The 23,685-nt window shown below is 66.4% G+C and carries 25 protein-coding genes; 10 read left to right on the top strand and 15 right to left on the bottom strand.

The genetic code is table 11. From position 1 onward, the window contains the following. Window positions 1–31: 31 nt before the first annotated feature. From hemB to LMQ14_RS24175, 5 genes are all read right to left on the bottom strand, one after another. Window positions 32–1,012: a porphobilinogen synthase gene (gene hemB / locus LMQ14_RS24155; RefSeq protein ID WP_267732143.1), complete on the bottom strand. Its 981-nt coding sequence runs from the start codon at window positions 1,010–1,012 to the stop codon at window positions 32–34. After that, window positions 1,013–2,680 carry a uroporphyrinogen-III synthase gene (locus LMQ14_RS24160; protein WP_267732144.1) on the bottom strand — a complete coding sequence of 556 codons (1,668 nt, stop codon included), beginning with the start codon at window positions 2,678–2,680 and terminating at the stop codon, window positions 1,013–1,015. 23 nt (window positions 2,681–2,703) lie between these two features. Beyond that, entirely contained in the window at window positions 2,704–3,654 is a 951-nt protein-coding gene (hemC, locus tag LMQ14_RS24165; protein ID WP_267732145.1) for a hydroxymethylbilane synthase, read from the bottom strand. A gap of 13 nt (window positions 3,655–3,667) precedes the next feature. Then, entirely contained in the window at window positions 3,668–5,065 is a 1,398-nt protein-coding gene (locus LMQ14_RS24170; RefSeq protein WP_267732146.1) for a glutamyl-tRNA reductase, read from the bottom strand. A 122-nt stretch (window positions 5,066–5,187) separates the two neighbouring features. Further along, complete coding sequence (locus LMQ14_RS24175; RefSeq protein ID WP_267732147.1) at window positions 5,188–5,448, bottom strand: glutaredoxin family protein; 261 nt, start codon at window positions 5,446–5,448, stop codon at window positions 5,188–5,190. 95 nt (window positions 5,449–5,543) lie between these two features. Here LMQ14_RS24175 and LMQ14_RS24180 point away from each other — a divergent pair, with 95 nt between their 5' ends. From LMQ14_RS24180 to LMQ14_RS24210, 7 genes are all read left to right on the top strand, one after another. Then, window positions 5,544–5,855 (top strand): WXG100 family type VII secretion target, encoded by a 312-nt coding sequence (locus LMQ14_RS24180; RefSeq protein ID WP_267732148.1) that lies wholly within the window; start codon window positions 5,544–5,546, stop codon window positions 5,853–5,855. Continuing rightward, window positions 5,848–6,138 carry a WXG100 family type VII secretion target gene (locus LMQ14_RS24185; RefSeq protein ID WP_267732149.1) on the top strand — a complete coding sequence of 97 codons (291 nt, stop codon included), beginning with the start codon at window positions 5,848–5,850 and terminating at the stop codon, window positions 6,136–6,138. The genes LMQ14_RS24180 and LMQ14_RS24185 overlap by 8 nt, the downstream gene beginning before the upstream one ends. A gap of 4 nt (window positions 6,139–6,142) precedes the next feature. Beyond that, entirely contained in the window at window positions 6,143–8,407 is a 2,265-nt protein-coding gene (locus LMQ14_RS24190; RefSeq protein ID WP_267732150.1) for an NAD(+)--arginine ADP-ribosyltransferase Mav, read from the top strand. Between the two features lie 3 nt (window positions 8,408–8,410). Further along, window positions 8,411–8,833, top strand: a complete 423-nt coding sequence (locus LMQ14_RS24195; protein ID WP_267732151.1) for a hypothetical protein — start codon at window positions 8,411–8,413, stop codon at window positions 8,831–8,833. 346 nt (window positions 8,834–9,179) lie between these two features. Next, window positions 9,180–10,097 (top strand): HAD family hydrolase, encoded by a 918-nt coding sequence (locus LMQ14_RS24200; RefSeq protein WP_267732152.1) that lies wholly within the window; start codon window positions 9,180–9,182, stop codon window positions 10,095–10,097. Between the two features lie 44 nt (window positions 10,098–10,141). Further along, a complete protein-coding gene (locus LMQ14_RS24205; protein ID WP_267732153.1) occupies window positions 10,142–10,678 on the top strand; it encodes an FAS1-like dehydratase domain-containing protein in 537 nt (178 codons plus the stop codon). Window positions 10,679–10,688: 10 nt separating this feature from the next. Beyond that, on the top strand, window positions 10,689–11,615 hold the full coding sequence (locus tag LMQ14_RS24210) for a cyclopropane mycolic acid synthase family methyltransferase (protein ID WP_267732154.1): 927 nt from the start codon (window positions 10,689–10,691) through the stop codon (window positions 11,613–11,615). Window positions 11,616–11,709: 94 nt separating this feature from the next. Here the strand turns inward: LMQ14_RS24210 and LMQ14_RS24215 are convergent, their stop codons facing one another. The 9 genes from LMQ14_RS24215 to LMQ14_RS24255 form a co-directional block, all read right to left on the bottom strand. Beyond that, a complete protein-coding gene (locus tag LMQ14_RS24215) occupies window positions 11,710–12,789 on the bottom strand; it encodes a lysophospholipid acyltransferase family protein (protein ID WP_267732155.1) in 1,080 nt (359 codons plus the stop codon). Next, entirely contained in the window at window positions 12,771–13,898 is a 1,128-nt protein-coding gene (locus LMQ14_RS24220) for an SDR family oxidoreductase (RefSeq protein ID WP_420714566.1), read from the bottom strand. The genes LMQ14_RS24215 and LMQ14_RS24220 overlap by 19 nt, the downstream gene beginning before the upstream one ends. Before the next feature lie 83 nt (window positions 13,899–13,981). After that, a complete protein-coding gene (locus LMQ14_RS24225) occupies window positions 13,982–14,083 on the bottom strand; it encodes a 30S ribosomal protein bS22 (RefSeq protein ID WP_003402602.1) in 102 nt (33 codons plus the stop codon). A 180-nt stretch (window positions 14,084–14,263) separates the two neighbouring features. Beyond that, on the bottom strand, window positions 14,264–14,518 hold the full coding sequence (locus LMQ14_RS24230) for a cell division/environmental response transcriptional regulator (protein ID WP_036466538.1): 255 nt from the start codon (window positions 14,516–14,518) through the stop codon (window positions 14,264–14,266). 140 nt (window positions 14,519–14,658) lie between these two features. Beyond that, entirely contained in the window at window positions 14,659–15,537 is an 879-nt protein-coding gene (gene proC, locus LMQ14_RS24235) for a pyrroline-5-carboxylate reductase (RefSeq protein ID WP_267732156.1), read from the bottom strand. 36 nt (window positions 15,538–15,573) lie between these two features. Then, window positions 15,574–16,398: a thioesterase family protein gene (locus LMQ14_RS24240; protein WP_267732157.1), complete on the bottom strand. Its 825-nt coding sequence runs from the start codon at window positions 16,396–16,398 to the stop codon at window positions 15,574–15,576. A 25-nt stretch (window positions 16,399–16,423) separates the two neighbouring features. Continuing rightward, window positions 16,424–17,266 (bottom strand): sugar phosphate isomerase/epimerase family protein, encoded by an 843-nt coding sequence (locus LMQ14_RS24245; RefSeq protein WP_267732158.1) that lies wholly within the window; start codon window positions 17,264–17,266, stop codon window positions 16,424–16,426. 15 nt (window positions 17,267–17,281) lie between these two features. Continuing rightward, on the bottom strand, window positions 17,282–18,340 hold the full coding sequence (locus LMQ14_RS24250) for a hypothetical protein (RefSeq protein ID WP_267732159.1): 1,059 nt from the start codon (window positions 18,338–18,340) through the stop codon (window positions 17,282–17,284). Then, window positions 18,337–19,353, bottom strand: a complete 1,017-nt coding sequence (locus LMQ14_RS24255; protein WP_267732160.1) for a Ppx/GppA phosphatase family protein — start codon at window positions 19,351–19,353, stop codon at window positions 18,337–18,339. Before LMQ14_RS24255 ends, LMQ14_RS24250 begins: the two co-directional genes overlap by 4 nt. 128 nt (window positions 19,354–19,481) lie before the next feature. Here LMQ14_RS24255 and LMQ14_RS24260 point away from each other — a divergent pair, with 128 nt between their 5' ends. Both LMQ14_RS24260 and LMQ14_RS24265 read left to right on the top strand, forming a co-directional pair. Further along, the gene (locus LMQ14_RS24260) at window positions 19,482–20,267 is read left to right on the top strand and encodes a hypothetical protein (protein WP_267732161.1); all 786 of its coding nucleotides are present in this window, start codon (window positions 19,482–19,484) and stop codon (window positions 20,265–20,267) included. A 31-nt stretch (window positions 20,268–20,298) separates the two neighbouring features. After that, window positions 20,299–21,234 (top strand): hypothetical protein, encoded by a 936-nt coding sequence (locus LMQ14_RS24265; protein ID WP_267732162.1) that lies wholly within the window; start codon window positions 20,299–20,301, stop codon window positions 21,232–21,234. Window positions 21,235–21,333: 99 nt separating this feature from the next. Here LMQ14_RS24265 and LMQ14_RS28200 read toward each other — a convergent pair whose 3' ends face one another. Further along, complete coding sequence (locus tag LMQ14_RS28200; RefSeq protein ID WP_324291081.1) at window positions 21,334–22,701, bottom strand: PPE family protein; 1,368 nt, start codon at window positions 22,699–22,701, stop codon at window positions 21,334–21,336. Window positions 22,702–23,178: 477 nt separating this feature from the next. Between LMQ14_RS28200 and LMQ14_RS24275 the strand changes: the two genes are divergently transcribed. Next, window positions 23,179–23,682: an NUDIX hydrolase gene (locus LMQ14_RS24275; RefSeq protein WP_267732163.1), complete on the top strand. Its 504-nt coding sequence runs from the start codon at window positions 23,179–23,181 to the stop codon at window positions 23,680–23,682. Window positions 23,683–23,685 lie beyond the last annotated feature (3 nt).

Raw genomic sequence — 23,685 nt, forward strand, 5'->3', positions numbered from 1 at the left:
ATCCCCTGATTGTCTACCGCCGAGGTGGCCGCTAGGAAAGCCAACCCGCCGCCTCCGCGGCCCAATAGGTCAGCACGATATCGGCACCGGCGCGGCGAATGCTGACCAGCGATTCCAGCGCCGCGGCGCGGCCGTCGATCCAATTATTCGCTGCCGCAGCGCAAATCATCGCGTACTCCCCCGACACCTGATAGGCGGCCACCGGCACCGGCGAGACCTCTGCCGCGGCGGCCAACACGTCGAGGTAACCCATCGCGGGCTTGACCATGATGATGTCGGCGCCCTCGTCGATGTCCAATTCGATCTCGCGCACCGCTTCTCGGACGTTGCCGGGCTCCTGCTGGTAGGTGCGACGGTCGCCGGAGAGGCTGGAGCTCACCGCTTCGCGGAACGGGCCGTAGAACGCCGATGCGAACTTCGCGGCGTAGGCCAGGATCACCACGTCGGTGTAGCCCGCGGCGTCCAGGCCGTCGCGGATCGCGCCGACCTGCCCGTCCATCATCCCGCTCGGACCCACCACGTGAGCACCTGACTCTGCCTGTGCCACAGCCAATTTCACGTACCGGCCAAGAGTTGCGTCGTTGTCGACCCGGCCCCGGGCGTCGAGAACCCCGCAGTGACCGTGATCGGTGAACTCGTCGAGACAGGTGTCGGCCATCAATACCGTGGCTTCACCAAGATCCTTGGCCAGGTCGCGAAGCGCAACGTTGAGAATGCCGTCGGGGTCGGTACCGGCCGAGCCGGTCGAGTCCTTGTCCTCGTCGCGCGGGACACCGAACAGCATCAGCCCGCCCACTCCGGCCGCCACCGCATCGGCGGCCGCGCGGCGCAGCGAATCGCGGGTGTGCTGCACGACGTCGGGCATGGACGGGATCGGCCGCGGTTCGTCGATCCCGTCGGCGACGAACATCGGCAGCACCAAATGCCTTGGCTCCAAAGATGTTTGCGCCACCAAGCGACGCAACGCGGGGGTGGAACGGAGCCGACGCGGGCGCTGCCGCGGGTAGGCCATCTAGCGCCTGCGGCTCTTCTTGCGCGGTGGTGGCAGCGCGCCCTCGGCGCGCAACCGCGCGGCGTGCTCGGCCAGCGCGTCGACCAGTGGGCCGATGGCAGCGGTATCGGGCTGCACGTCCACCCGCAGGCCGAACTCGGCAGCGGTCTCGGCCGTCTTGGGGCCGATGCAGGCAATGATGGTGCGCGCGTGGGGTTTTCCGGCGATGCCGACCAGGTTGCGCACCGTCGAGCTGGAGGTGAAACACACCGCGTCGAAGCCGCCCGTCTTGATCATTTCGCGGGTGGCCGCCGGTGGAGGTGCGGCACGCACCGTCCGGTACGCGGTGACATCCTCGATCTCCCAACCACGTTCACGCAGCCCTTCGGCGAGCGTCTCGGTGGCGATGTCGGCACGCGGCAGCAAGACCCGGTTCACCGGATCGAAAATGCTGTCGTAGGGCGGAAAGTCGTCCAGCAGGCCCAGCGAGGACTGTTCCCCGGCCGGCACCAGCTCGGGGCTGATCCCGAAGGCCCGAACGCGGTCGGCCGTCGATTCGCCGACGCAGGCGATCTTTACGCCGGAGAATGCGCGAGCGTCCAGCCCGAACTCGCCGAACTTCTCCCACACCGCGCGTACCGCGTTGGTGGAGGTGAACACGACCCACTGAAATCGGCCGTCGACCAATCCCTTGACGGCCCGCTCCATCTGGGCGGGGCTGCGCGGCGGCTCGACCGCGATGGTCGGTACCTCGACCGGCAGCGCGCCGTACGACGTCAGCCGCTCGCTCATCTCGCCGGCCTGGTCCTTGGTGCGCGGCACCAAGACGGTCCAGCCGTACAGAGCGCGGCTCTCCCACCAGTTCAGCTTCGACCGGCTGTTCACGGTCTTGCCGATGGTCACCACCAGCGGTCCGGTCAGCGGGCCCGCGGGGTCGCCGGCGCCGGCCACGACGGCCGCATCGGTCAACCCGTGCAGCGTGGTTTCCACCGAACGCTGCTGACACGTGGTGCCCTGTGCGGTCACCACGCACGGAGTGTTCTCGGCCAGCTCGTGATCGATCAGGGTGCGGGCCGCCTCGGCCAGGTGCTGCGGGGTGGCCTGCAGGATCAGCGGTCCGGGAGCCGCCGCCAGCGCCTCCCAGTCCACGTCGCCGCGCACGTCGGCCACCGTGTGCGAGGAGCCCAGCGGCAGACCCGCATACGTCGGCACCGCGCTGGTCGCGGACAGGCCCGGCACGATCTCGACATGCAGGTGAGTGCGCGCGACTGCGTTCACCTCGCTGATCACCGAATCGAGCGTCAGCGGGTCACCGGCCACCAGCCGCACCACGTCGACACCCGTGCGGGCCTCGGCGGTCAGCGTCTTGGCGACCTCGGCGGGCTCACCCAGCGCCGGGCGGATGTCGGCGCCACCGGACAGCACCGTGGGCGCAGCCGGGGGTGGATCCGCGTCGGGTGACCCATCGATCGTCGCGGGCGGTGGTTCGGCAGGCGCCGGGCCCGAAACGGGCGGCAGGTCCTTGCCGATCAGCGCCAGCACCGGTTCGGGTACGTCCGGATCGGTGAACACCAGGGCCGCATTGGCCAGTACGGTGGCCGCCCGCGTGGTCAACAATCCCGGATCACCCGGGCCGGAACCCACGAACGTGATGCGGCCCGGTCTCGGCTTGCGCCCTCGCGTCGTCATTGTCGCTCCCAAGTCACTCTCATTCAGTTACCTTCTTGCGCGGTGTTTTGCCGCGCTCCCCCGATTAGCTCTCCCGCGCCCAACTCCAACAGCTCCGTGGCCACCGAGAGCCCTAGCTCTCGGGCCCGATCGGGAGCGCCGATGCCGGACGCGCGGATCACGTCGGACCCGTCAACCGCCGCCACGCAACCGCGCAGCGACAGCTCGTCGAAGATCCGGCCGTCCTCATCGATGGACTCGACCACCTCAGCGATCGCTCCCACCGGTGCGGAGCAACCCGCCTCCAGTTCGGCCAACAGGGTTCGCTCAGCGGTGACCGCCGCGCGCGTGTCGGAGTCGTCCAACTCCGCCAGCACCGCCGCCAGCCGGCTGTCGTCGGCGCGGCATTCGACAGCGAGCGCGCCCTGAGCCGGTGCTGGCAACATTTGCACCGGCTCTAGCGTCTCGGTGACATCAGCGAGCCGGCCCAGGCGAGCCAGTCCGGCCCGGGCCACCACGATGGCGTCTAGATCACCACTACTTACCCTGTTCAACCTGGTATCTAGGTTGCCTCGTAGGGGGCGGATTTCCAAACCGAGACCCAATGCCCTAAGCTGTGCGGCCCGTCGCGGGGACGACGTGCCGACCAGCGAACCTGCTGGCAACTCCCCAAGTACCAGCCCATCGCGCGCAACCAGCGCGTCGCGCGGGTCATTGCGTGCCGGTATGGCCGCAATCGTGAACCTCGGGTCGTCCGCGGTTGGCAAATCCTTGTGCGAGTGCACGGCAGCGTCGACCCGGCCGTCCACGATGGCCTCGCGCAACGCGGTAGTGAACACGCCCACACCCAGACTTTCGATGGGCGCTGACGACTGGTCACCTGCCGTGCTGATGATCACCAACTCGGCGGGGTGGCCGTTGGCGATGAGAGCGTCTCTAATGACGGCGGCCTGGGTGGTGGCCAGCAAACTGCCCCGCGTGCCTAACCGGATCACGTGCGCCAATCGGTTACTCGGCGGATGGGATTGGGCCGCCGGGCGCGGGGTGGGTGTGCGAACCGGCATCGAATCCCGTTGACACTACTGGTAATTCGCCCGCGGTGGCGACGGCGTCGACGGCTGTCTGGTCGAGTTCGAAAAGCTCGCGCAGGGCTTCGGCGTAGCTGTCGCCGCCGGGGGCGCTGGCGAGTTGTTTGATGCGCACCGTGGGCGCGTGCAGCAGCTTGTCCACCACCCGCCGGACCGTGCGCGCAACCTCCTCGCGCTGGGCGCTCTCGAGTCCCGGGAGCCGGTTCTCCAGCCGTAGCAGCTCCGCTTCGACGACGTCGGCCGCGCGCTGGCGCAACGCGGTCACGGTCGGGGTCACCTCGGCCATCCGCTGTCCCGCCAGGTACGCGGCGACCTCGGCGGCCACGATGTGGCGCGCGGCATCGACGTCGCCCGCGGCGGCGTGCGCCGAGGGTTCGTGTTGGATGCGGTCCACGTCGACGACCCAGACGCCGGGAAGTCCGGCCACCGCGGGATCGACGTCGCGCGGCATGCCCAGGTCGCAGATCAGCAGCGGGTGGCCCGCGTCGTCGCGCTGCGCGGCGGCCAGCGCGTTGTGGACGTCGGCCAGCGACACCACCGGACTCACCGCGCCCGTACAGCTGACCACCACGTCGGCACCGGCCAGCGCCTCCGCGAGCCGGTCGAGCGTCAGTGCCTGGGCGCGCACGCCCGATTCGCGGATCTTGCGGACCAGGCGTTGTCCCCGGGACAGCGAGCGGTTGAGGACCAGGATGTGGTCGATGCCCGCCCGGATCAGGTGGGCCGCCGACAGCGCGCCCATCGCACCGGCGCCGACGACGACCGCGGTCTTGCCCGCCAGCCCGTCCACCTTGCGTTCGGCCATGCCCAGCGCGACCGACACCACCGAGGCACCGGCGGCGTCGATGGCCGTTTCGGAATGCACGCGCTTGCCGACCGACAGCGCGCGTTGGGCCAGCTCGTGCAACACCCGCCCGACCGTGCGGTTCGACTCGGCGGCGGTATAGGCCCGGCGCACCTGGCCGAGTACCTGCTGTTCGCCGATGACCGCGGAGTCCAGACCGCTGGCGACGGCGAACAGGTGCTCGACGGCGGCCTCGCTATAGCGCACGTAGGCGTATTTGGTGAGGTCGCCCATCGTCATTCCGGAGTATTCCGACAGCACCTGCCCGATTACGGCCAACCCGCCGTGGAACGCGTCAACCACCGCGTAGACCTCGACCCGGTTGCATGTCGACAACACCATGGCCTCGGTGACCAGCGGCGACTGCAAAACCCGGTCGACGATCTTGTTGCGATCCGATTCGTCGATGCTGAGTTGTTCCAGAACGGAGACCGGCGCACTACGGTGCGAAACCCCGAAGAGCAAGATGCTCACGGCAGCATCACCTGGCCAGCTCCCTCGCTACTCCAGTAACTGAACTGGTGTCTACGGTAAACGTTTATTCGGTGGGCTACCAAATAATGAGTCCGCTCCCACCAAGCTCCCAGCCCGCAGCGTTATCGCGTGAGGTCGGCGCGCAGCCGCGGTTCGTCGATTTCCCAGTAACTGTGCTCGCGGCCATCCAGCAAAATCACGGGCAGCCGGTCACCGAACTCGGCGCGCAACCCGGGGTCGCCGGCGGCCGCGGCGGCGTCGACGTCGGTGGTGGCGAGGTCGAAATCCAGCTCCCCGGCGAGTTCCGCCAGCCGCGTGTAGGCCCGCGCGCAAACCGTGCATCCGTCGCGGGTGAGCAGCTCCACCTTCGGGCGGTCAGTCATGGCACCAGTGTGGCATCGGCGCCTCGGTGGCCGGCCGGCCTCGCACCGCCTCAGGGTGAATTGTGGGCGGGCCCGGCGATTATTAAGTTGCGGCTATGGCTGCCGACAACGAGCTGCGCGTCGATCCGCAGCTGATGGACGGATTCGCCGAGGCGCTGCTGGGCGGCGCCGAGAATCTGCGACAGCAGCTGGCCGAGCTGGACGGTCAGGTCGGCGAGATGCTGGGCGGCTGGCAGGGCGGATCGGGAAGCGCCTACTCCGCCGCGTGGGAGCTGTGGCAGCGCGGGGCTCGCGAGGTCGAGTCCGGATTGTCGGTCCTGGCCAGGGCGGTAGCCCACGCCGGTAAGGGTTTTCAGCACAACGAGGCCGTCTCCACCCAAGCGATTCGGCGGGTGCACGATGGCTGAGGCGTTTCGGGTGGATCCTCAGGCGCTGGCGGATTCCGTGCAGCGGATGGCCGAATTTCAGCGCTATGCCGAGAGCATGCTCACCGAAATCGACTCTCTGGTAAGCAATCTGCACACGACATGGTCGGGTGAGGCGGCGGCAGCCCATGCCGAAGCCCATCAGCACTGGGCGCGCGGCGAGGCGATGATGCGCGAGGCGTTGGCCCGGTTGCGGTCGGCCGGCGCGACGGCGCACGGCAACTACACCGGCGCCATGTCAACGAATTTGGCGATGTGGTCGTGAGCTAATGGCCCCGCTGGGAGTCGATCCGGTGGCTCTCGACGGAGCAGGCGCCGAGGTGGTCACCGCCGCCGAGGGGTTGGCATCGGTGATCTCGACGTTGATGGCGGCACTGTCTGGTTGTGCCGGTATGGCCGGCGACGATCCCGCCGGCGCGGCGCTTGGCCACAGCTACGACAGTTCGGCAGCCAGGCTCGTCGAGGCGATGGTGACGACACGAAATGGGTTGTGCGGACTCGGTATTGGTGTTCGGATGTCGGCACACAACTATTCGCTGGCCGAGGCGATGTCCAACATCGGTGGTAACGGCGGCGCGCTCCCGCCGCCACCGTTGCCAGGACCGATCTCGGCGGGCTCGGCACCTTCAGCGGTCGGGAGCAGCGACATCGCGCCACCCGGCTGGGGTTGGGTTGCTCCGTATCTCGGAATGATCTGGCCCAGTGGCGATTCGGCGAAGTTGCGCGCCGCGGCCACCGCGTGGACTGCGGCGGGCACCCAGTTCGCGCTCGCTGAAATCCTCGGGACCGGCGCTCCGATGGGAGCTATTCGTGCCCAACACATTCCGGAGGGCCCGGCCATCGATGGAGCCTTCACCGCTGCCTACCGCGGCACCACCAGCCTCGTCCAGCAGTGCCAGCAGATCGCGAGCCAGCTCAACGGCTATGCGACCAAGGTCGACAAGGTACACGCCGCGATCCTGGATTTGCTGTCGCGCATCTGCGATCCGCTGACCGGGTTCAAAGAGGTCTGGGACATCCTGACCGACGAGGACGAAGACGAGATCAAGAAGATCGCCGACGACATTCGCACGGTGATCGACAACTTCAAGTCCGAGGTCAAGGCGCTGGAAGCCGAGATCGCTGCCACCCTCGCCGAAGCGGAAACCATCCTCACCACGATGGGGGACTACGCCACCCGGCAGTGGGATCACTTCCTGCATGCCACCTATGCGGGGCGAGTTATCGACAACGTCGGCCATTACGCCAAGAACGTGTATGCCGAGGCCGGCGAAGCCGTCGTGGGGCTCTACAACGTCAGTCAGGTGCGCCTGGTGCTCGACCCGGTGGGCTACTTCCACGATCTGAACGGCACGATCCTGGGCGCTCTGCCGCTCGTCGCCCTAGGCCCGGACGGTTCTCCGTCGGTCCTCGATTCGTGGAAAGCACTCGGCAAGGACGTCTCGCACTGGGAGCAGTGGAAAACCGATCCGGTCGGGGCCGCCGGCCGCAGCGTGTTCGATGCCGTCACATTGGCCCTGCCGGGAGGGCCGCTCTCGAAGTTGGGTACGAGGGGCCGCGCCGCACTCGATGCCATCAAGGGCCTGAAGAAGCCGCCGCTGCCCAAGCTTCCTGATCCGCCGGCCATCAAGCCGCCTGAGACGCCCAAGCCGCCAGCAGAAGGCCCCAAAGCGCCAGAATCGGGTACTCCTGCGCCACCTAAGCCCGCCCCGACCGGAACCCCGCCACCGCACAGCCCCACCGAGCCCAAGCCGCCGATCGGCGAGGCGCCCAAACCGACTGCGGCGCCGCCTGGTTCCGGCGGAAAGCCAACGGTTCCCGCAGAAGTGCCCCATCCGCATGAACGCATCCCCGCCCACGTACCGGCCTCACCCGGTGGAATTCCCGGCGAACCCGTGCCCAGCGCGGCAGCCCCGGCGGCATCCGCGCCCGGGGATGCGTCACTCCCGCACGGCGGGACGCCCCACGGCGGCGAGCCGGGCGTGCACCAACCGCACCAACCCCATGACGGGCCGCCACATTCGCCTGGGGATGGTCAGCCGCCGCACGGACCGGGCGATGGCACGCCACATCAGCCCCACGATGGGCCACCCGGCGATCTGGCGGACAACCCGCCGCCAATCGACGCCCAACCAGGCCGGCCTGAGTTCACGTTGGACAACCCGCTCGACCACATGAGCCAGCAGCTCCTGGTGCTGTCCGAACAACACCTGACTGGAAGCGGCGAAACCGTGCTTGGGCCATTTAAGCCCGTCGGCGGCGGCCTGTCATACATCGATTTCGCAGAGCTACGCGGAGCCAGCTACTTCGATATCGGCGACGCCTGGAATGCTGCCACTCCCATCGAAAGACTTGCCGCGAATCAGCATGTGCTCGACATAGCCATCGCGCGCGGCGATACTGTCACTCTGTCGGTACCATTTGGCAAGATCGATCCAAATTCATTCACAGGCGCAGAAATTAGATATCTCGAATCCCACGGTTACCATCGAGCGGGTGACAACAAGTTGATTCCGTCAGGAAAGGGGGGCTGACCGGTGACTACATTACTGGAATTTTTCTTAAAATACCTCGATTTCTTATACCTGGATCCGCGTTTTCGCATAACCGATTCCAGCACTTCAGGCGTCGCAACAAACAACGCATCGCTGACACTGACCAGTCCGGTGACGACGTGGCAAATCTCTAACGATCGAGGGCAGATCCATTTTGATGTTGCCCCTACCAAGTTGGCTGACCAGCCCCGAAACTGGTACCGATTATCAATAATTCGACAATATCTCGATGACTACGACGAGACCCACGCGGTACCGCCGACAGAAGCAGTATCCTGGGTTCGGGATAACCGTGGTCGTATTGACGAATTATTTTCCGATACGTCGGTCGCCAAGTCGTCCGAGGCTCTGGCTGCGCTAGAAAACGCGAATGCAGTCAAGTATTGGGGACCGCCAAAGCCATAGCGATTTATGCGCTTTTATCCCAACCTTCTTGGCGGTAGCTCAAGGGAACGTCAGGCAATCCGGCATTAAGCACACAGAGCGCCGATGGCTGGCGTACGAAACGTAAAGTCGCAGCTCCGTTCGTAAAGGTCTGCGTCGTAGGCAAAGATAGCTCTCGGACGATGCGGACCAAAAACTAAGTCCGCGAGCCTATTTCGGATGTCGCGCCGACCAACGTCGTGCCACCAGCCCTCCTGACATCAGCCCATGCCAGAGGCGTAAACCTGCCCACGACATCTGCCGGATAGGGTTAATAGTGGCCGCAGCACCGGCCACCAGGCGGCCCGGCGATCCAGGAGGTGTGGCGATGACTTCCTCGGAGTCGGATGAGTCGGATGACACTGACCCCGCCGTTCGAGTTGACCTGGAATCCGTGGCCGCCAACGCCAGCGCGGCCCGCGCGCTGGAGGACTTGCAGGAGGCGACCGCCGCGGGCGTTGGCCCGCAACCGCCGATCGACCTGACCGCCGCCGCGTTCTTCGACGTGGACAACACGCTGGTGCAAGGCTCCTCCGCGGTGCATTTCGGGCGCGGACTGGCCGCACGCAACTACTTCACCTATCGCGACGTGGTCGGATTCATCTACGCGCAGGCCAAGTTTCAGCTGCTCGGCAAGGAGAACAGCGACGACGTCGCCGCCGGTCGGCGCAAAGCGCTGACCTTCATCGAGGGCCGCTCGGTCGAGGAGCTGGTCGCTCTCGGCGAGGACGTCTTCGACGAGATCATCGCCGACAAGATCTGGACCGGCACCCGCGAGCTCACCCAGATGCACCTGGACGCCGGCCAGCAAGTCTGGCTGATCACGGCGACGCCGTACGAGCTTGCCGCGACCATCGCGCGTCGGCTCGGCCTGACCGGCGCGCTCGGCACCGTCGCGGAGTCGGTCGACGGCGTCTTCACCGGTCGGCTCGTCGGCGACATCCTGCACGGCCCGGGTAAGGCGCACGCCGTGCGGTCCCTGGCGATCCGCGAAGGCCTCAACCTGAAACGGTGCACGGCCTATTCCGACAGTTACAACGACGTACCGATGCTGTCGCTGGTGGGCACGGCGGTCGCGATCAATCCCGACGCGCGCCTGCGCAGCCTGGCCCGCGAGCGGGGATGGGAAATTCGCGATTTCCGGACCGCGCGCAAGGCGGCCCGGATCGGGGTGCCGTCGGCACTCGCGCTCGGCGCGGCGGGCGGTGCGCTGGCGGCGTTGGCGTCCAGGCGGCAATCCCGCTGATAGGCTGCGCCGCTGACAGCGATTCGAGTGGGGAGCGGTAATCCATGACAACTCCAGAAGGCGCCGAGGGAGTCATTCCAGCGGGGACCCAGGGCATCATCGGTAGCCACTACCGGGCTCCGGACTACTTCGAGGTCGGACGCGAGAAGATCCGCGAGTTCGCGGCCTCGGTGCAAGACGACCACCCGACGCACTTCAGCGAGGTTGATGCCGCCGAGGCCGGGTACCCGGGCGTGGTGGCCCCGCTGACCTTCCTCGCGATCGCGGGACGGCGCGTCCAGCTGGACATATTCACGAAGTTCAGCATTCCGATCAATATCGCCAGGGTTCTGCACCGCGACCAAAAGTTCTTGTTCCACCGCCCGATCCTGGACCACGATAGGTTGTACTTCGACACCTATCTAGACTCGGTGATCGAGTCCCACGGCACGGTCATTGCGGAGATCCGCAGCGAAGTGACAGACGCCGAGGGGAAGCCGCTCGTCACCAGCGTCGTCACGATGCTGGGCGAGGCGGCCGGTCAAGAAGCGGCCGCCGAAGAAACCGTCGCCGCGATTGCATCAATATCTGCACGAAAGTAGGGTCGATTTAATGACGTCCCAGGGGGAAACGGGTGGCGCCCAGCAGCTAAAGCCACCGGTCGAAGCAGTCCGATCCCACTACGACAAGTCGAACGAGTTCTTCAAGCTCTGGCTTGACCCGTCGATGACGTACAGCTGCGGTTATTTCGACGAGAATCCGGACCCGCAGCATCTGACCAAGACGCTCGAAGAGGCGCAATACGCGAAGCGCAAGCTCGCCCTGGACAAGCTGGGCCTCAAGCCCGGCATGAAGCTGCTCGACATCGGCTCGGGCTGGGGCTCGACGATGCGGCACGCGGTGGCCGAGTACGACGTCGACGTGATCGGCCTGACGCTCAGCGAAAACCAGTACGCCCATTGTGTGGCCGAGTTCGACAAGATGGACAGCCCCCGCCGCAAAGAGGTGCGTATCCAGGGCTGGGAAGAATTCGACGAGCCGATCGACCGGATCGTGTCGCTGGGTGCGTTCGAGCACTTTGCCGACGGCGCAGGGGACGCCGGGTACGAGCGCTACGCCACCTTCTTCAAGAAGTACTACGACTTGCTGCCCGACGACGGCCGCATGCTGCTGCACTCGATCGTGGTGCCCAGCCGCGAAGAGGGCAACGCGATGGGTCTGAAGGTGAACATGACCCTGCTGCGGTTCATCAGCTTCATCTTGAAGGAGATCTACCCGGGCGGAAAGTTGCCCCAGGTCGATCTGGTCGACAAATACTCGACTGGTGCTGGTTTCAAGATCGAGCGACACCACTTCATCGGCAAGAACTACGTCCCGACGCTGACCGCCTGGGGCGATGCCCTCGAGGCACACAAGGATGAGGCGATCGCCCTGAAGGGGCAGGAGACCTACGACATCTACCTGAAGTACTTGCGCGGCTGCTCGGACCTGTTCCGCGACGGCTACACGAACGTCTGCCAGTTCACGATGGTCAAGTAACCACTTGCATCTCTAGCGGCGCGAAAGTCGGGTTGTCGGACCGGAATACGGCGAAATCGCCCACCAACTCGACGTTGGGCGCTAGCCCAAGCTGCTAACCCAAGAAGACGTTGCGACGCCCGGCCAACAGCCGGTACAGCGTCTGTTGGATCGTCTCGCGCACCTGATCGGTCAACTCGAAGGTGACCATCGGGTCCTCGGCGTCGGCGGCGCTGTAGTCGTTGGTGTAGATCGGTTCACCGAACGCGATCCGCCACTTCGACGGCAGCGGCACCAGGCCGGCCGGCCCGGCCAACGGGAACAGCGGGGTGACCGGGAAGTAGGGCAGGCCGAACAGCCGCGCCAACAGCTTCACATCGGTGAGCATCGGGTAGATCTCTTCGGACCCGATGATCGAGCACGGGATGATCGGCGCTTTGGTACGCAGCGCCGCCGTCACGAAGCCTCCGCGCCCGAACCGCTGCAGTCGATAGCGGTCCTCGAAGCGCTTGCCCAGACCCTTGTAGCCCTCCGGGAACACCGCGGTGAGCTCGCCCGCGGCCAGCAGCCGGTGTGCGTCCGTCGTACAGGCCATGGTGTGCCCCGCCTTGCGGGCGGCTTCGCCGACAAGCGGTAGGTCGAACACCATGTCGGCGGCCAGCAGCCGCATGTCGCGCTGCGCGGGATGCTCGTCGTGCACCGCCACCGACAACATCAGTCCGTCGAACGGCAACACCCCGGCGTGATTGGCCACCAACAGCGCGGCGCCTTCGGTCGGCAGGTTCTCGATTCCGCTGACCTCGACCCGGAACCAGGACTTGAAAAAGAACCGCAGCAAAGGCCGAACGATCGCGTTGTTGAAGTGCGGATCGAACCCGAATTCGTCGACGGTGTAGTCGCCCGTCAGCCGCTGCCGGAAAAATCCGGCAACCGACGCGACCTGTTGAGCAAACTCGTTGAGCGGAGCGTCAGTTGACGACGTGCCACCCGCGACACGACGGTGCTCGTCGATCTCGCGCACCACCGCGGCCATCTGGTCGGCCGATGCGTTGCCGTGCGGATCGGATAGCAAGGAGGGATGCTGACGAGAGGCTTCGGCTCTGCGGCGGGCTGCGACGCGACCCCGATTACTGTGCAGGGGAATGACATTCGCTCTGGTTTCACCCACCACGATATCTACCTGACCCCACCCCATGGAATTGGATTACGGCTTCCCCAGCGCTGCGCTAAGGCTATGGCGCGACCCTCCAAGGAGCGTACCCGATGCGGGTCGATTATGGGAGTCAGGCCGCGACCACGAACGTAGTCATCAAAAGCCTCCGCCGTCGACCATTTCGGCTGGTAGCCGAGCTCGGAGCGCATCCGCGCGGTGTCCATAACTCGGCCATAACTTAAGTAATTGAATTGTTCACGATTTATCTCGTTATAGCGATTAGCTCGTCTCAGTGAATCGAGCGCCCACACGCCGAATCCGGGTACCGGCAACGGAATCCGGCCCGCACGCCGGATCGCCTGCGACAGCATGATGATCCCTTCGGCGCCGACGTTGAAGGTGCCGGCCTTGCCGGCCATCGCCGCTCGCTCCAGCGCTCCCAACGCGTCTTGCTCGTGCAGCAACTGCAATCGCGCGTCACGACCGAACATCGTCGGGACCACCGGGCCCGCCAGATACCGCGACAGCGTGGTGTCCATCGCGGGGCCAATCATGTTGGCCAGCCGCAGAATCGTGACCGCGATGTCGGGCCGGCGCCGGCCCAATCCGCGCACATATCCCTCGATATCGAGGGAGTCCTTGGCGAAACCACCGCGCAGCGGACGACGGCTGCTGCTGTCCTCGGTGAACATCACCGGGTCGTGCGGACTCGACCCGTACACCTCGGAGGTCGACTTCAGCACGACGCGTCGGACCGACGGCGCTTTCTGGCAGGCCGCGAAAAGTTGCATCGCGCCCATCACGTTCAGTTCCTTCAGCGCCGCCGTGCCGCCGGAGCGCGGGGCGTACGACGCCGCGGCGGCGTGCACCACCGTGTCGACGTCGCCATTGCGAATCACCTTGGCTATGAAGGGATTACGAATGTCGGCGCGGACGAACTCGGCCCGTCCCATCCGGCGCAGCATGTCTTTGCTGGGGGCGATCGCGTCCACCGCGATGACGCCTTGAATCAGCGGGTTCTGCGCCAGCCGGGCAATCAGGTAGCCGCCTAGAAACCGGCACGCACCAGTCACCAGCACCACTTTCGGGTAGTGCATCGTGTTATCCGCGTTGTCGCCGGTTCCGGCGCCGCCCCCGCTCGACGAATCCACCCGAACAGCCTAACGGCCCAGACCGGTCGCGGCGCCATGGCCGCGCGACGGTCGGCGAGTTCGGTAATGCGGCGAGGCGGGGCTTACTTGCCGAGTTTTCTGCGCTGCACCCGCGTGCGGCGCAACAGCTTGCGGTGCTTTTTCTTCGACATACGCTTGCGCCGCTTCTTGATTACTGAACCCATGAACTCCGCTATCTGACCTGTGACCGCTTCTTAAGGACTGCTAAGAACTTGAAACCCTTTGGTCACTTTACCCGGCGGGCAGCACCGAACACCAAACCGCCAGTCGCGCGACCGCTTGAATGGCCACGTCCCACGCGTCGGTCCCGGTTCGTCCGCCGTCGTCTGGCGGCGGGCGTCGGCTCAGCCGGCGTCGAAGTAGGACGTCTCCAACATGTCGTGCACGGCCTTGGCATGCACGCGGAAGGACCGGCCAACCCGTACCGCCGGCAGCTCTCCGTTGTGCACCAAGCGGTAAACCGTCATCTTGGACACCCGCATCAGGGCCGCCACCTCGGCGACGGTGAGAAATTGTGTCCTTGCCTGGCTATCGGCCGAAGCTGTGTCCCGCGGCTTACCTGCGGAATCTCGCGCCGATGGCCCGTTCGTAGACGTCATCGCAACCCAATCGTGTCAGGCTCGCGCAATGCCAGCGGCTTCCCCTCCGCCGGCACCCACACGGGCATACACAAAGGAGAATAGCGGGACTAGTGGGGTTACTGGTACTGGTGGGGGATAATCATTTTGAAATCTTTAAATTATTCCGATGTAATTCTTAGCTGCTCAGAGCGCTTTTTGGCAGCCTGAACGGCCGCGTCGACGGCTGTCCGCAAGCCTCCTCGTTCGAGTTCGCGCAGCGCAGCGGCGGTTGTACCACCAGGCGAGGTCACCATGGCCCGCAGCTGCGCCGCGGTGGCGTCCGCCTGCTTTCCCAGCGCCTCACTGTCGGCCGGTCCCTGCTCTTTATCCAGCCGTTCCAGCAGCAGCGCCGCCGATCCGGCCATCGTCTGGGCCGTCAGGTCCGTCGCCACGCCCCGGCTCAGACCCGCCGCGACGCCGGCGTCCACCAGTGCCTCGACCATCAGAAAGAAATAGGCGGGCCCCGAGCCCGACAGCGCGGTCACCGCGTCCATCTGGGACTCGGGCACGGTCAGCACGCCGCCGACGGCGTCGAACAGCGCCGTCACCTCCTGGAGCTGCGGCGCGGTGACGAAACGGCCCTTGGCCAGCGCGGTCACTCCCGCGCCCACCACTGCCGCCGCGTTCGGCATCGCCCGGACCACCGGTGTCCCGGCCGGCAGCTTGGATTCGAAGAAGGCGAGCGTGATCCCAGCCGCGACGGTGACGAAAACCTGCTCGGCGCTGTCCCCCGCGGCCGCGGAAGCGGCCTTGGTCAACTCCCCCATCACCGACTCGACGTCGGCGGGCTTCACCGCGACGACGATAAACGTCGCGTTATCCACGGCATCGGCCAGCGACGACGTCACCTGCACCGAGTAGGTGTCGGCCAGGTACTTGGCGCGTTCGGGCACCCGTTCGGCCACCACCAGGTCCTTGACCTTGCGCCCCGCCCGAAGCAGACCCGACAGCAAGGCCTCGCCGATGCTGCCGCCGCCGATGATCGCGATTCTCGCCACGGGAGAAAGCATCGCAGACGGCTCGGCTCCTCGCGGTTACCGGGGCGCGGGCACCAGCGCCAACTGGCGTGACTGGACGACCAGCCGGCCCAGGCTGTCGACGACGATGTGGTCCTCGTCGAACCAGTCATGCCCGATCTCCAAGCAGGTGCAGATCACGCGCAGCCAGCCGTCGGCGGGCAGCGCCCGCAGGAAGGCGGTCAGCTGAATCGTCGGCGCCCAGCCGGTGCGCTCCACGGCGAACGTCACCGGCGCCGACAGATCCCCGCACATCAGCGCGAAGAGGGCGTCAGGAGCGACGTCGCGCGGCCGGGCCCACATCTGCAGCATCGGGGGCCGGCCGTCGGTGCTGGGCCTCATCGTGGACAGCAGGGGCCGCACATCGCAGCCCTCGCCCAGGTGCACCAGGCCGGCCAGCCGGTGGCCGGGCCCGATCGGTTCGATGTCGTCGGGCGGTTCGGGCGCCATCAGGTCCAGGACGGGGTTCGCCGACAACAGCGGCGCCGTGTCGCCGCCGGGCGGAAAGTGCTCCGGCTCGCCGAGGTTGACCACCGCGTGGACGGCGGTGCGATCGCCCTGGACGAGTTCGACGTCGACGACGCTGATCCGACGGCCGCGCTTGCGGATCGAGGTCACCAGCCGCATCGGCCCCGGGTCGGGTGCCCACAGGAAACTCGCCGACACGGCCACCGGCTCGTGCCCGTCCTCCGCGCAGGCGTGACGCGCGGCGTTGGCGCACAACGCCAGCATCGCGCCGCCGTGCACCTTGGGCCCGATGGTCCAGTGCTTGTTGAGCTCTCCCTCGAATACACCCGGATCGACCTCCCGCAGGGTCATTGCGGTGGTGAATAGCGCAGTCATGGTCTCCTGAGGGGTCTTGGGAGGCTCACCGCATCAGGTGCGTGCGGGCGAATTGCAGCGATTCGGCGAGCATGGCTTCGCGCTCGCTGGCCGAGCGCGCGCTGGAGGTGGACACCTCGAGGATGGCGTGGCCGGCGAAATGGCCGGCGGCCAGCATCTGGCACACCTCGGCGGTCGGTTGCGTGCCGCGCCCGGGCACCAGGTGCTCGTCGGCGGGCAGGCCGCTGCCGTCGCACAGGTGCAGATGCACCAGCCCCGCGCCCATCCGCTCGGTCATCTCCAGGGCGTCGGTGCCTGCTGTCGAGGTGTGCGACAGGTCCAGCGTGTAATGCGCGTGGTTGCCGTCCAGCGGGTCGTAGGACGGCGCGAACGCCGAAATCGCCGGCCCCGGGCCGCCGCCGCGCCTGCGCATCCGTTCCCGCGACTGGTCGGACCCGAAGAATCGGTCCGCCCGGAACGGGAACATGTTCTCCACCGCGACCATCACGTCGCTCGACGCTTCGAGGGCGATCACCTGCTCGGCGAATCCCTCGGCGTAGCGCCGCTGCCAGCGGAACGGCGGGTGCACGACGACGGTCTGCGCGCCGAGTTCCTCGGCGGCCCGCACGCTGCGTTCCAGCTTGGGAATCGGGTTGGACCCCCACACCCGCTGCGAGATCAGCAGGCAGGGAGCGTGTACCGACAGCACCGGCACCTGATAGCGCCGCGACAGCTTCTTGACGGCGGCGATGTCCTGGCTGACCGACTCGCTCCACACCATCAGCTCGACCCCGTCGTAGCCGAGCCGGGCCGCGTACTCGAACGCGGCCTCGGCCCTCAACGGATAGACCGAGGCCGTGGACAGGCCGACCTTGATTGCGGGGCGCACTGTTGCGGGTGACGCCTAGCCGGACTGCATGGATAGCGCCAGCGGTCCCAAGGTGATCAGCGCCCCGACTGCCACCGCGATCAGCGTGCTCGCGATGTCCTCGGTTTTGCGCACCACCCGCACCCCGGCCACCAGGCCGAGGATGACCAGCACCGACAACACCAGCGCCACCAGGCTGTTCCATCGCCACAGTTGGTCGAACGCGATGAACAGCCCGGCGCCGAATGCGACAGCCAGAATCGACTGAAACACGATCAAGGTGCCGCGCCAGAGCGCCTCGAGTTTGCCGGGCGCCCGGTGGGCGTCCTTGGGCTGCTCGGTGTGCGGCGCTTCGACAGCGACGTGGTCCTCGGCGGGCGCCGTTGCGGCGGTCAGCGAGCCCGCGTCGGCGTTCCCTCGCTCGTCGCTGCGCCGTCGAGCCACCTCGTCGGCCAGGGTCTGGCCGCCGAACAGGGTGGAATCCGATGCCTGCAGGTAGGAGCGTACGTAGGCGGAATCCTCGGTCGCGGGTTCGGCTTCGCGCACGTCGGAGTCCATGACGTCGACCGGGATGTCGGCGTATTGCTCCACCGGATCCGGGCTCATGTCCTCCGCGCCGGACGGGGCCGCGGGCTTGCCGGCTTGCGCCGCCGGCTGCTCGGTTTCTGGTGCATCGGGGCGACGCGTGGGCCGCGGGTAGGCGCTGCGCTCAGGCCCTACCCGGGGCGGCTGCGGCGGCGATTTGGGCCACCGCGGCTCGGGTCGGGCGGCGGGCTGGGGCCGGTCCTCGGTGACTGGTTCGGCGACGACGTGTTCCGCGACGGGTTCGGGCGCCGCTTCGACCTCGGGTTCGGCGACTTCGACCGCCCCGTTGGCCTCGTGTTTCGACTCGTCGTGTTCGTGGTGCTCGTCGTCGCGAATGACGGGAATCTCGCCGGTCAGCTCGGCGACGGTGACCGTGTCGCTATCGCCGCGGCGGCGGCGCCGCCGTCGGGTGCCCACCGGGGCGCCGATGGTTCCATTCCTGGCCAGCAGTTCGGCTACCGAGATCGGCCGAGTGCCAGGGCTCTCGGTCTCGGAGTGTGGTCCGGTCATGGTTTGTCGCCTCTCGATCGGTGGGCGTTCCGATCTGCTCCCTGAACTCCAGCATTGCGCACCGGAGTCTCGACGAGGGCGGTTCCGTCGGCTTCGCTGTCGAGCTTGCGCAAGATGAGACCTTCCCGTAACGCCCACGGGCAGATATCCACTGTTTCTATCGACAGCGCTCGCATACTCGCCTCCGCCACCAGAGCGCCCGCCACGATCTGCGGCGCCCGCTCGGCGCTGACTCCTTCCAATTCCGCCCTGTCAGCGGTGGTCATCCTAGAGATGAAAGATATGAGTTGCCTGAGGCCGTTGGCCGTCAGAGTTCGCTTCACCCGTGGTCCGGCGGCCGACGGCGCCGCGCCGGTCAGCCGGGCCAGCGACCGGAACGTCTTCGACGTTGCCACCGCGAGATCCGGGTCGCCGGCTTCCAGGACGGCCTCGGCCGAGTCGGCCAGCTCGGCGTCGAGCCAATCGCGCAGCATCCCGACCCGGCGCCGGCCGGGCGGATCGTCGGGCAGCCACTCGCGGGTCAACCGCCCGGCACCCAGCGGCATCGACAACGCGACCTCGGGTTCCTCGTCGACGCCGCTGGACAGCTCCAGCGAGCCGCCGCCGATGTCGAGGTTGATGATTCGCCCGGCGCTCCACCCGTACCAGCGGCGCACCGCCAGGAAGGTCAGCCGCGACTCGTCCACCCCGGTCAGCACTTGCAGCTCGACGCCGGTCTCTTTGCGCACCCGGCTCAGCACGTCGTCGGAATTCTCGGCGTCGCGGACCGCGGAGGTGGCAAAGGCCATCAGCTCCGCACAGCCGGAGCTGACGGCGATCTTGGCGAACTCGTCGATCGTGGAGATGAGCTTTTCGGCACCGCGCTTGGTGATCTTGCCCGAGCTGTCGGTGGCCTCGGCCAAGCGCAAGGTGGCCTTCGTCGAACTCATCGGGGTGGGGTGCCCGCCGCGATGGGCATCGACCACCAGCAGATGGACCGTATTGCTACCCACGTCGAGCACGCCTAATCGCACGAAAACAAACTAGCGGGACGACGATGCGGTGTGGGTCGCGCCCCGCTGAGGAGGGTGGCAATTCACAATGCCGCGGGCTCGGGTGTCAGCGCAGCGAACAGCGGGAATTTTGGTCTAACGTTGCATCCGTGGAGAATTCGCACCCCGAGCCTGGGCAAGAAGTTGAATTGGATTTTGCCCGTGAATGGGTGGAGTTCTTCGATCCGGACAATCCGGAGCACCTGATCGCGGCCGACCTCACCTGGCTGCTGTCACGCTGGACGTGTGTATTCGGCACACCGGCCTGCCGCGGCACGGTCGAGGGCCGACCGGATGACGGGTGTTGCTCGCACGGCGCATTCCTGTCCGACGACGACGACCGTGCCAGCTTGGACGACGCGGTCAAACAACTCACCGAAGCCGACTGGCAATTCCGCGAAAAGGGTTTGGGCCGAAAGGGTTATCTCGAACTCGACGAGCACGAAGGCCAACCCCAGCACCGCACCCGCAAGTACAAGGGCGCGTGCATTTTCTTGAACCGCCCCGGCTTTCCCGGCGGGATTGGCTGCGCGCTGCACAGCAAAGCGCTCAAGCTGGGCGTGCCACCGCTGACCATGAAGCCCGAGGTCTGTTGGCAGTTGCCGATCCGGCGCAGCCAGGAGTGGGTGACCCGGCCCGACGGCACCGAAATCCTGAAGACCTGGATCACCGAATACGATCGCCGCGGCTGGGGTTCCGGTGGCGCCGACTTGCACTGGTACTGCACCGGCGATCCGGCCGCACATGTCGGCGCCAAGCCGGTGTGGGAGAGTCTGGCCGACGAACTCGCCGAACTACTCGGCTCGAAGGCCTACGCCGAATTGGCGGCAATGTGTAAGCGCCGCAGCCAATTAGGGCTCATCGCCGTACACCCGGCGACTCGGATCGCGGAGTAGCCGCACGCGCCACCCGGCCGGAGGTAGGCCAATGAACGAAGAAACGCGCTTGGCGGCGGCCCCACGCTGGAAGGGTGCGGCCGGGCGACTGGAAGTCTGGTACGCCACCCTGTCGGATCCGGTGACGCGAGCCGGGCTGTGGATTCACGGCGAGACGGTCGCCCCGACTCAAGGCGGCGGCCCTTATGCGCATGGATGGGTGACCTGGTTTCCACCCGATGGCCCGCCGCACACCGAACGGTTCGGCCCCGAGGCGGCTCAACCCGCGACCGGTGCGGCCTGGTTCGACGCCGGGGGGATGCGACTGGGACCCGAGGAGCTGACCGGACGGGCCGGATCGCTCGGATGGGAACTGTCCTGGACGGACACCAGTAGGCCGCTGTGGACGTTTCCCCGCGTGGCCTGGGAGCGCGAGCTGCTGCCCGGCGCCCAAGTGGTGCTCGCACCCGCCGCCGACTTCGCTGGAACGCTGACCATCGGCGACACCACCACGCGCGTCGACGGCTGGCGCGGCGCCGTGGCCCACATCTACGGGCACGGCAACGCCAAGCGCTGGGGGTGGATCCACGCCGACCTCGGCGACGGCGATGTCCTGGAGGCCGTCACCGCCGTCTCACACAAGCCCGGGCTGCGCCGGCTTGCGCCGATGGCCTTCATTCGCTTCCGCATCGGCGGAAAGGATTGGCCCGCAAGCCCTTTGCCCTCGCTTCGGATGCGGACCACACTCGGCCTGGAGCACTGGCAACTGAAAGGGCGCATCGGTAACCGCGACGTGTCCGTCCGGGTCGACCAGCCGGAGGAAAGGTGTGTGAGTCTGCGATACACCGATCCCGACGGGGCCACCGCGGTGTGCACCAACACCGAGCAGGCCGACATTCACATCGAGATCAGTCACCGCGAGGGCCGCACCCGGGTCGTCGACCACAGCTGGTCGGTGCTGGGGCATGCTGAGGTCGGCTTGCGCTGAACGCGTGTGCGCCCCGCGCGTCGAGTGTGCATCCTGGGCGCAATAACGCCGAAATCCTCGCCCTGAGAGCACAATTGGCGCCGCGGAAGCACACCTCGCTCAATACACCACGACTTCGACGGTGGACAACGGCGCAAGACCACTACCGGTGATATTCATTGGCTCGCCGATGGGCACTTGGGGCGCCACGACACCTTCCACCCCCGATGTTCCGAGGGTTCCTATCGTTCCCGTTGATGACACCGAAGACGCGGACGCCGCCGATGATGCCGAGGACGCCGAGCTGGTACTCGCGGCAGCCGACGCGGACGTCACCGCGGTAGGCGCGGCGGCGGGGCTGACAGCGGCAGGGGCGACGACGGGCGGAGTGACCGGGACGATGGGGGAGGTGATGGTGACCAGCCCCGCGGTCGTTCCCGGCGCCTGTGCGATGAGCTGGCCGGTGAAGTTGCTGATGTTGGCCTCTGTGGAACCGACCATGGCGGTGACGGTCGTCTGTTGCGTGAGGCTTCCGACGACAGAGAAACCGTTGGTCGTGACTGAGCCGCTGACAACTTGCACCGTGAGCCCAGTCTCGCCCGCGGCAGGAGTGAGGGTGATCGGACCGGTAGCCGCGGTAGCACTGAGTGTGGTTGGGAGGCCCGTCACCTGGTTCAGAACCGCAACCGTACTGCCGACATTGACGGTGAGCGAGCCCGGAGTCCCGACGACCGCGTCGCCGGTGACGGTGACCGAGCCGCTGTTGACGACAATCCCAGAGGTAGGGGTGAGGGTGATGGTGCTGCCGGGCGCAACGTTGACGGTTCCTCCGTCCGGGAGGACGGTGGCAGCCTGCGCCGAGCCGTTGCTCGAAGCCAACTGGATCACCGATTGCGTGCGGGCACTCATCGTGTCGGCCGTGGACTGAGCCACCGCGCGGGCCTGGTCGGCCTGACCCACCGGGTTTGTCGTCGGCGACGGCTCGTCAAACGAGCTGAAGGTGCTCGCGACCTCCGAGTCGGCCGCGTAGCCATACATCGCGGTGGCGTCTTGCACCCACATCTCCACGTACTGGGCTTCGCAGGCCGCGATTGCCGGAGTGTTCTGCCCGAGAAAGTTCGTCGCAACCAAGACCATCAGCTGCGCCCGGTTGGCGGCGATCACCGGCGGAGGCACGGTCATCCCGTACGCCGCCTCGTACGCGGCCGCCGCCGCATACGCCTGGGCGGCAGCTTTCCCTGCCCCCACGGCGCTCGCCTGCAGCCACGACACATGTCGGGTGGCCGCAGCTGCCATCCGCATCGACGACGGGCCGAACCACGTCAGGCCGCTTAGCTCCGAGACTTCCGATGAATAGCCCGCGGCGGCCAACTCCAGCTCGGCGGCCACGGCATCCCAGCCCGCTGCGGCCGACAGCAGCGGCCCCGACCCCGGCCCGGTGTACATCAACCCCGAGTTGACTTCCGGCGGTAGCAACGCAAAATCCATGACTTGCCCCTTTGCTTTCAGCTAGTCAAGCGGGCGATATCGCCGGAGGGACACACACTAACGCGTGTTGAATAGGGTTTTCGTAAACACCTAATGACGCCCTGCTTAACCTCCACCTAAAAGCGTGGTGGCGCGAAAGTTTCACTAATGTCCGATTTTTCGCGATTGGGTTCCATTCTTTCTCGAGCGAGTTCGCGCCCGCGATGCGCGCAAAGATTCGACCGCGGCGGTGCCGGCGGTACCAAGAATCATCATGTCGAGGTATTGCTGGACCGATAGCTCAGCTAATGGATCTTGCCTCCGGGGTGGCCATCGGCCGGCGCGGCGGCGCCGACAACGAACCGTCACGCCAAGAGAGTTAGTGGCATATGAACTTTCGAACAAGGCCACAGTCGGATAGTTTTGTGCGCCAGCGGTTTCCATACTTCGGCTATGGGCCGCGTCGCCGTCAAGGCGCACTCGTGTTAGGAACGGTAGGTGCCGATCCCTGACTTCATCGTCGAACTACGTCGCTCGATTGGTCACGCGCCGTTGTGGTTGCCGGGCGTTACCGCCGTCACGATTCACGACAACAAGGTTCTGTTGGTCAAACGGTCGGACAACGGTGCTTGGACGGCAGTGACGGGAATTGTTGAACCGGGCGAGAATCCGGCGGACTGCGCTGTTCGTGAAGTGCTGGAAGAAGCCGGGGTTCATGTGCAAGCCGTCAGACTCGCATGGGTCCACGTAGGCCAGCCGATCGTGCACACCAACGGCGATCACGCGCAGTATCTGGATCACGTCTTCCGGATGAAGTGGCTGTCCGGGGAGCCTTATGCGGCCGACGACGAGTGCACCGAGGCGAGGTGGTTCGACCTAGATCAGCTGCCGCCGATGACCGACAACATGCGTCGGCGCATCACGTTGAGCGCAGCAGACGAGGACCGAACCGTCTTCGATACCGACCACCCACCGCCGACGGGTGTGCAACCCGGGCATTGAGTG

Source organism: Mycobacterium sp. Aquia_213, assembly GCF_026625985.1.
Classification (GTDB): Bacteria; Actinomycetota; Actinomycetes; order Mycobacteriales; family Mycobacteriaceae; genus Mycobacterium.

Bases quoted from the DNA above. Each gene is read 5' to 3' on its own strand.
- LMQ14_RS24215 (WP_267732155.1), bottom strand. From the start codon at position 12,789: ATGGGGTGGGGTCAGGTAGATATCGTGGTGGGTGAAACCAGAGCGAAT.
- LMQ14_RS24190 (WP_267732150.1), top strand. From the start codon at position 6,143: ATGGCCCCGCTGGGAGTCGATCCGGTGGCTCTCGACGGAGCAGGCGCC.
- LMQ14_RS24250 (WP_267732159.1), bottom strand. From the start codon at position 18,340: ATGACCGGACCACACTCCGAGACCGAGAGCCCTGGCACTCGGCCGATC.
- LMQ14_RS24265 (WP_267732162.1), top strand. From the start codon at position 20,299: ATGAACGAAGAAACGCGCTTGGCGGCGGCCCCACGCTGGAAGGGTGCG.
- LMQ14_RS28200 (WP_324291081.1), bottom strand. From the start codon at position 22,701: ATGGATTTTGCGTTGCTACCGCCGGAAGTCAACTCGGGGTTGATGTAC.
- LMQ14_RS24225 (WP_003402602.1), bottom strand. From the start codon at position 14,083: ATGGGTTCAGTAATCAAGAAGCGGCGCAAGCGTATGTCGAAGAAAAAG.
- LMQ14_RS24205 (WP_267732153.1), top strand. From the start codon at position 10,142: ATGACAACTCCAGAAGGCGCCGAGGGAGTCATTCCAGCGGGGACCCAG.
- LMQ14_RS24175 (WP_267732147.1), bottom strand. From the start codon at position 5,448: ATGACTGACCGCCCGAAGGTGGAGCTGCTCACCCGCGACGGATGCACG.
- LMQ14_RS24160 (WP_267732144.1), bottom strand. From the start codon at position 2,680: ATGACGACGCGAGGGCGCAAGCCGAGACCGGGCCGCATCACGTTCGTG.
- LMQ14_RS24185 (WP_267732149.1), top strand. From the start codon at position 5,848: ATGGCTGAGGCGTTTCGGGTGGATCCTCAGGCGCTGGCGGATTCCGTG.
- hemB (WP_267732143.1), bottom strand. From the start codon at position 1,012: ATGGCCTACCCGCGGCAGCGCCCGCGTCGGCTCCGTTCCACCCCCGCG.
- LMQ14_RS24230 (WP_036466538.1), bottom strand. From the start codon at position 14,518: ATGACGTCTACGAACGGGCCATCGGCGCGAGATTCCGCAGGTAAGCCG.
- LMQ14_RS24210 (WP_267732154.1), top strand. From the start codon at position 10,689: ATGACGTCCCAGGGGGAAACGGGTGGCGCCCAGCAGCTAAAGCCACCG.
- LMQ14_RS24240 (WP_267732157.1), bottom strand. From the start codon at position 16,398: ATGACTGCGCTATTCACCACCGCAATGACCCTGCGGGAGGTCGATCCG.
- LMQ14_RS24200 (WP_267732152.1), top strand. From the start codon at position 9,180: ATGACTTCCTCGGAGTCGGATGAGTCGGATGACACTGACCCCGCCGTT.
- LMQ14_RS24180 (WP_267732148.1), top strand. From the start codon at position 5,544: ATGGCTGCCGACAACGAGCTGCGCGTCGATCCGCAGCTGATGGACGGA.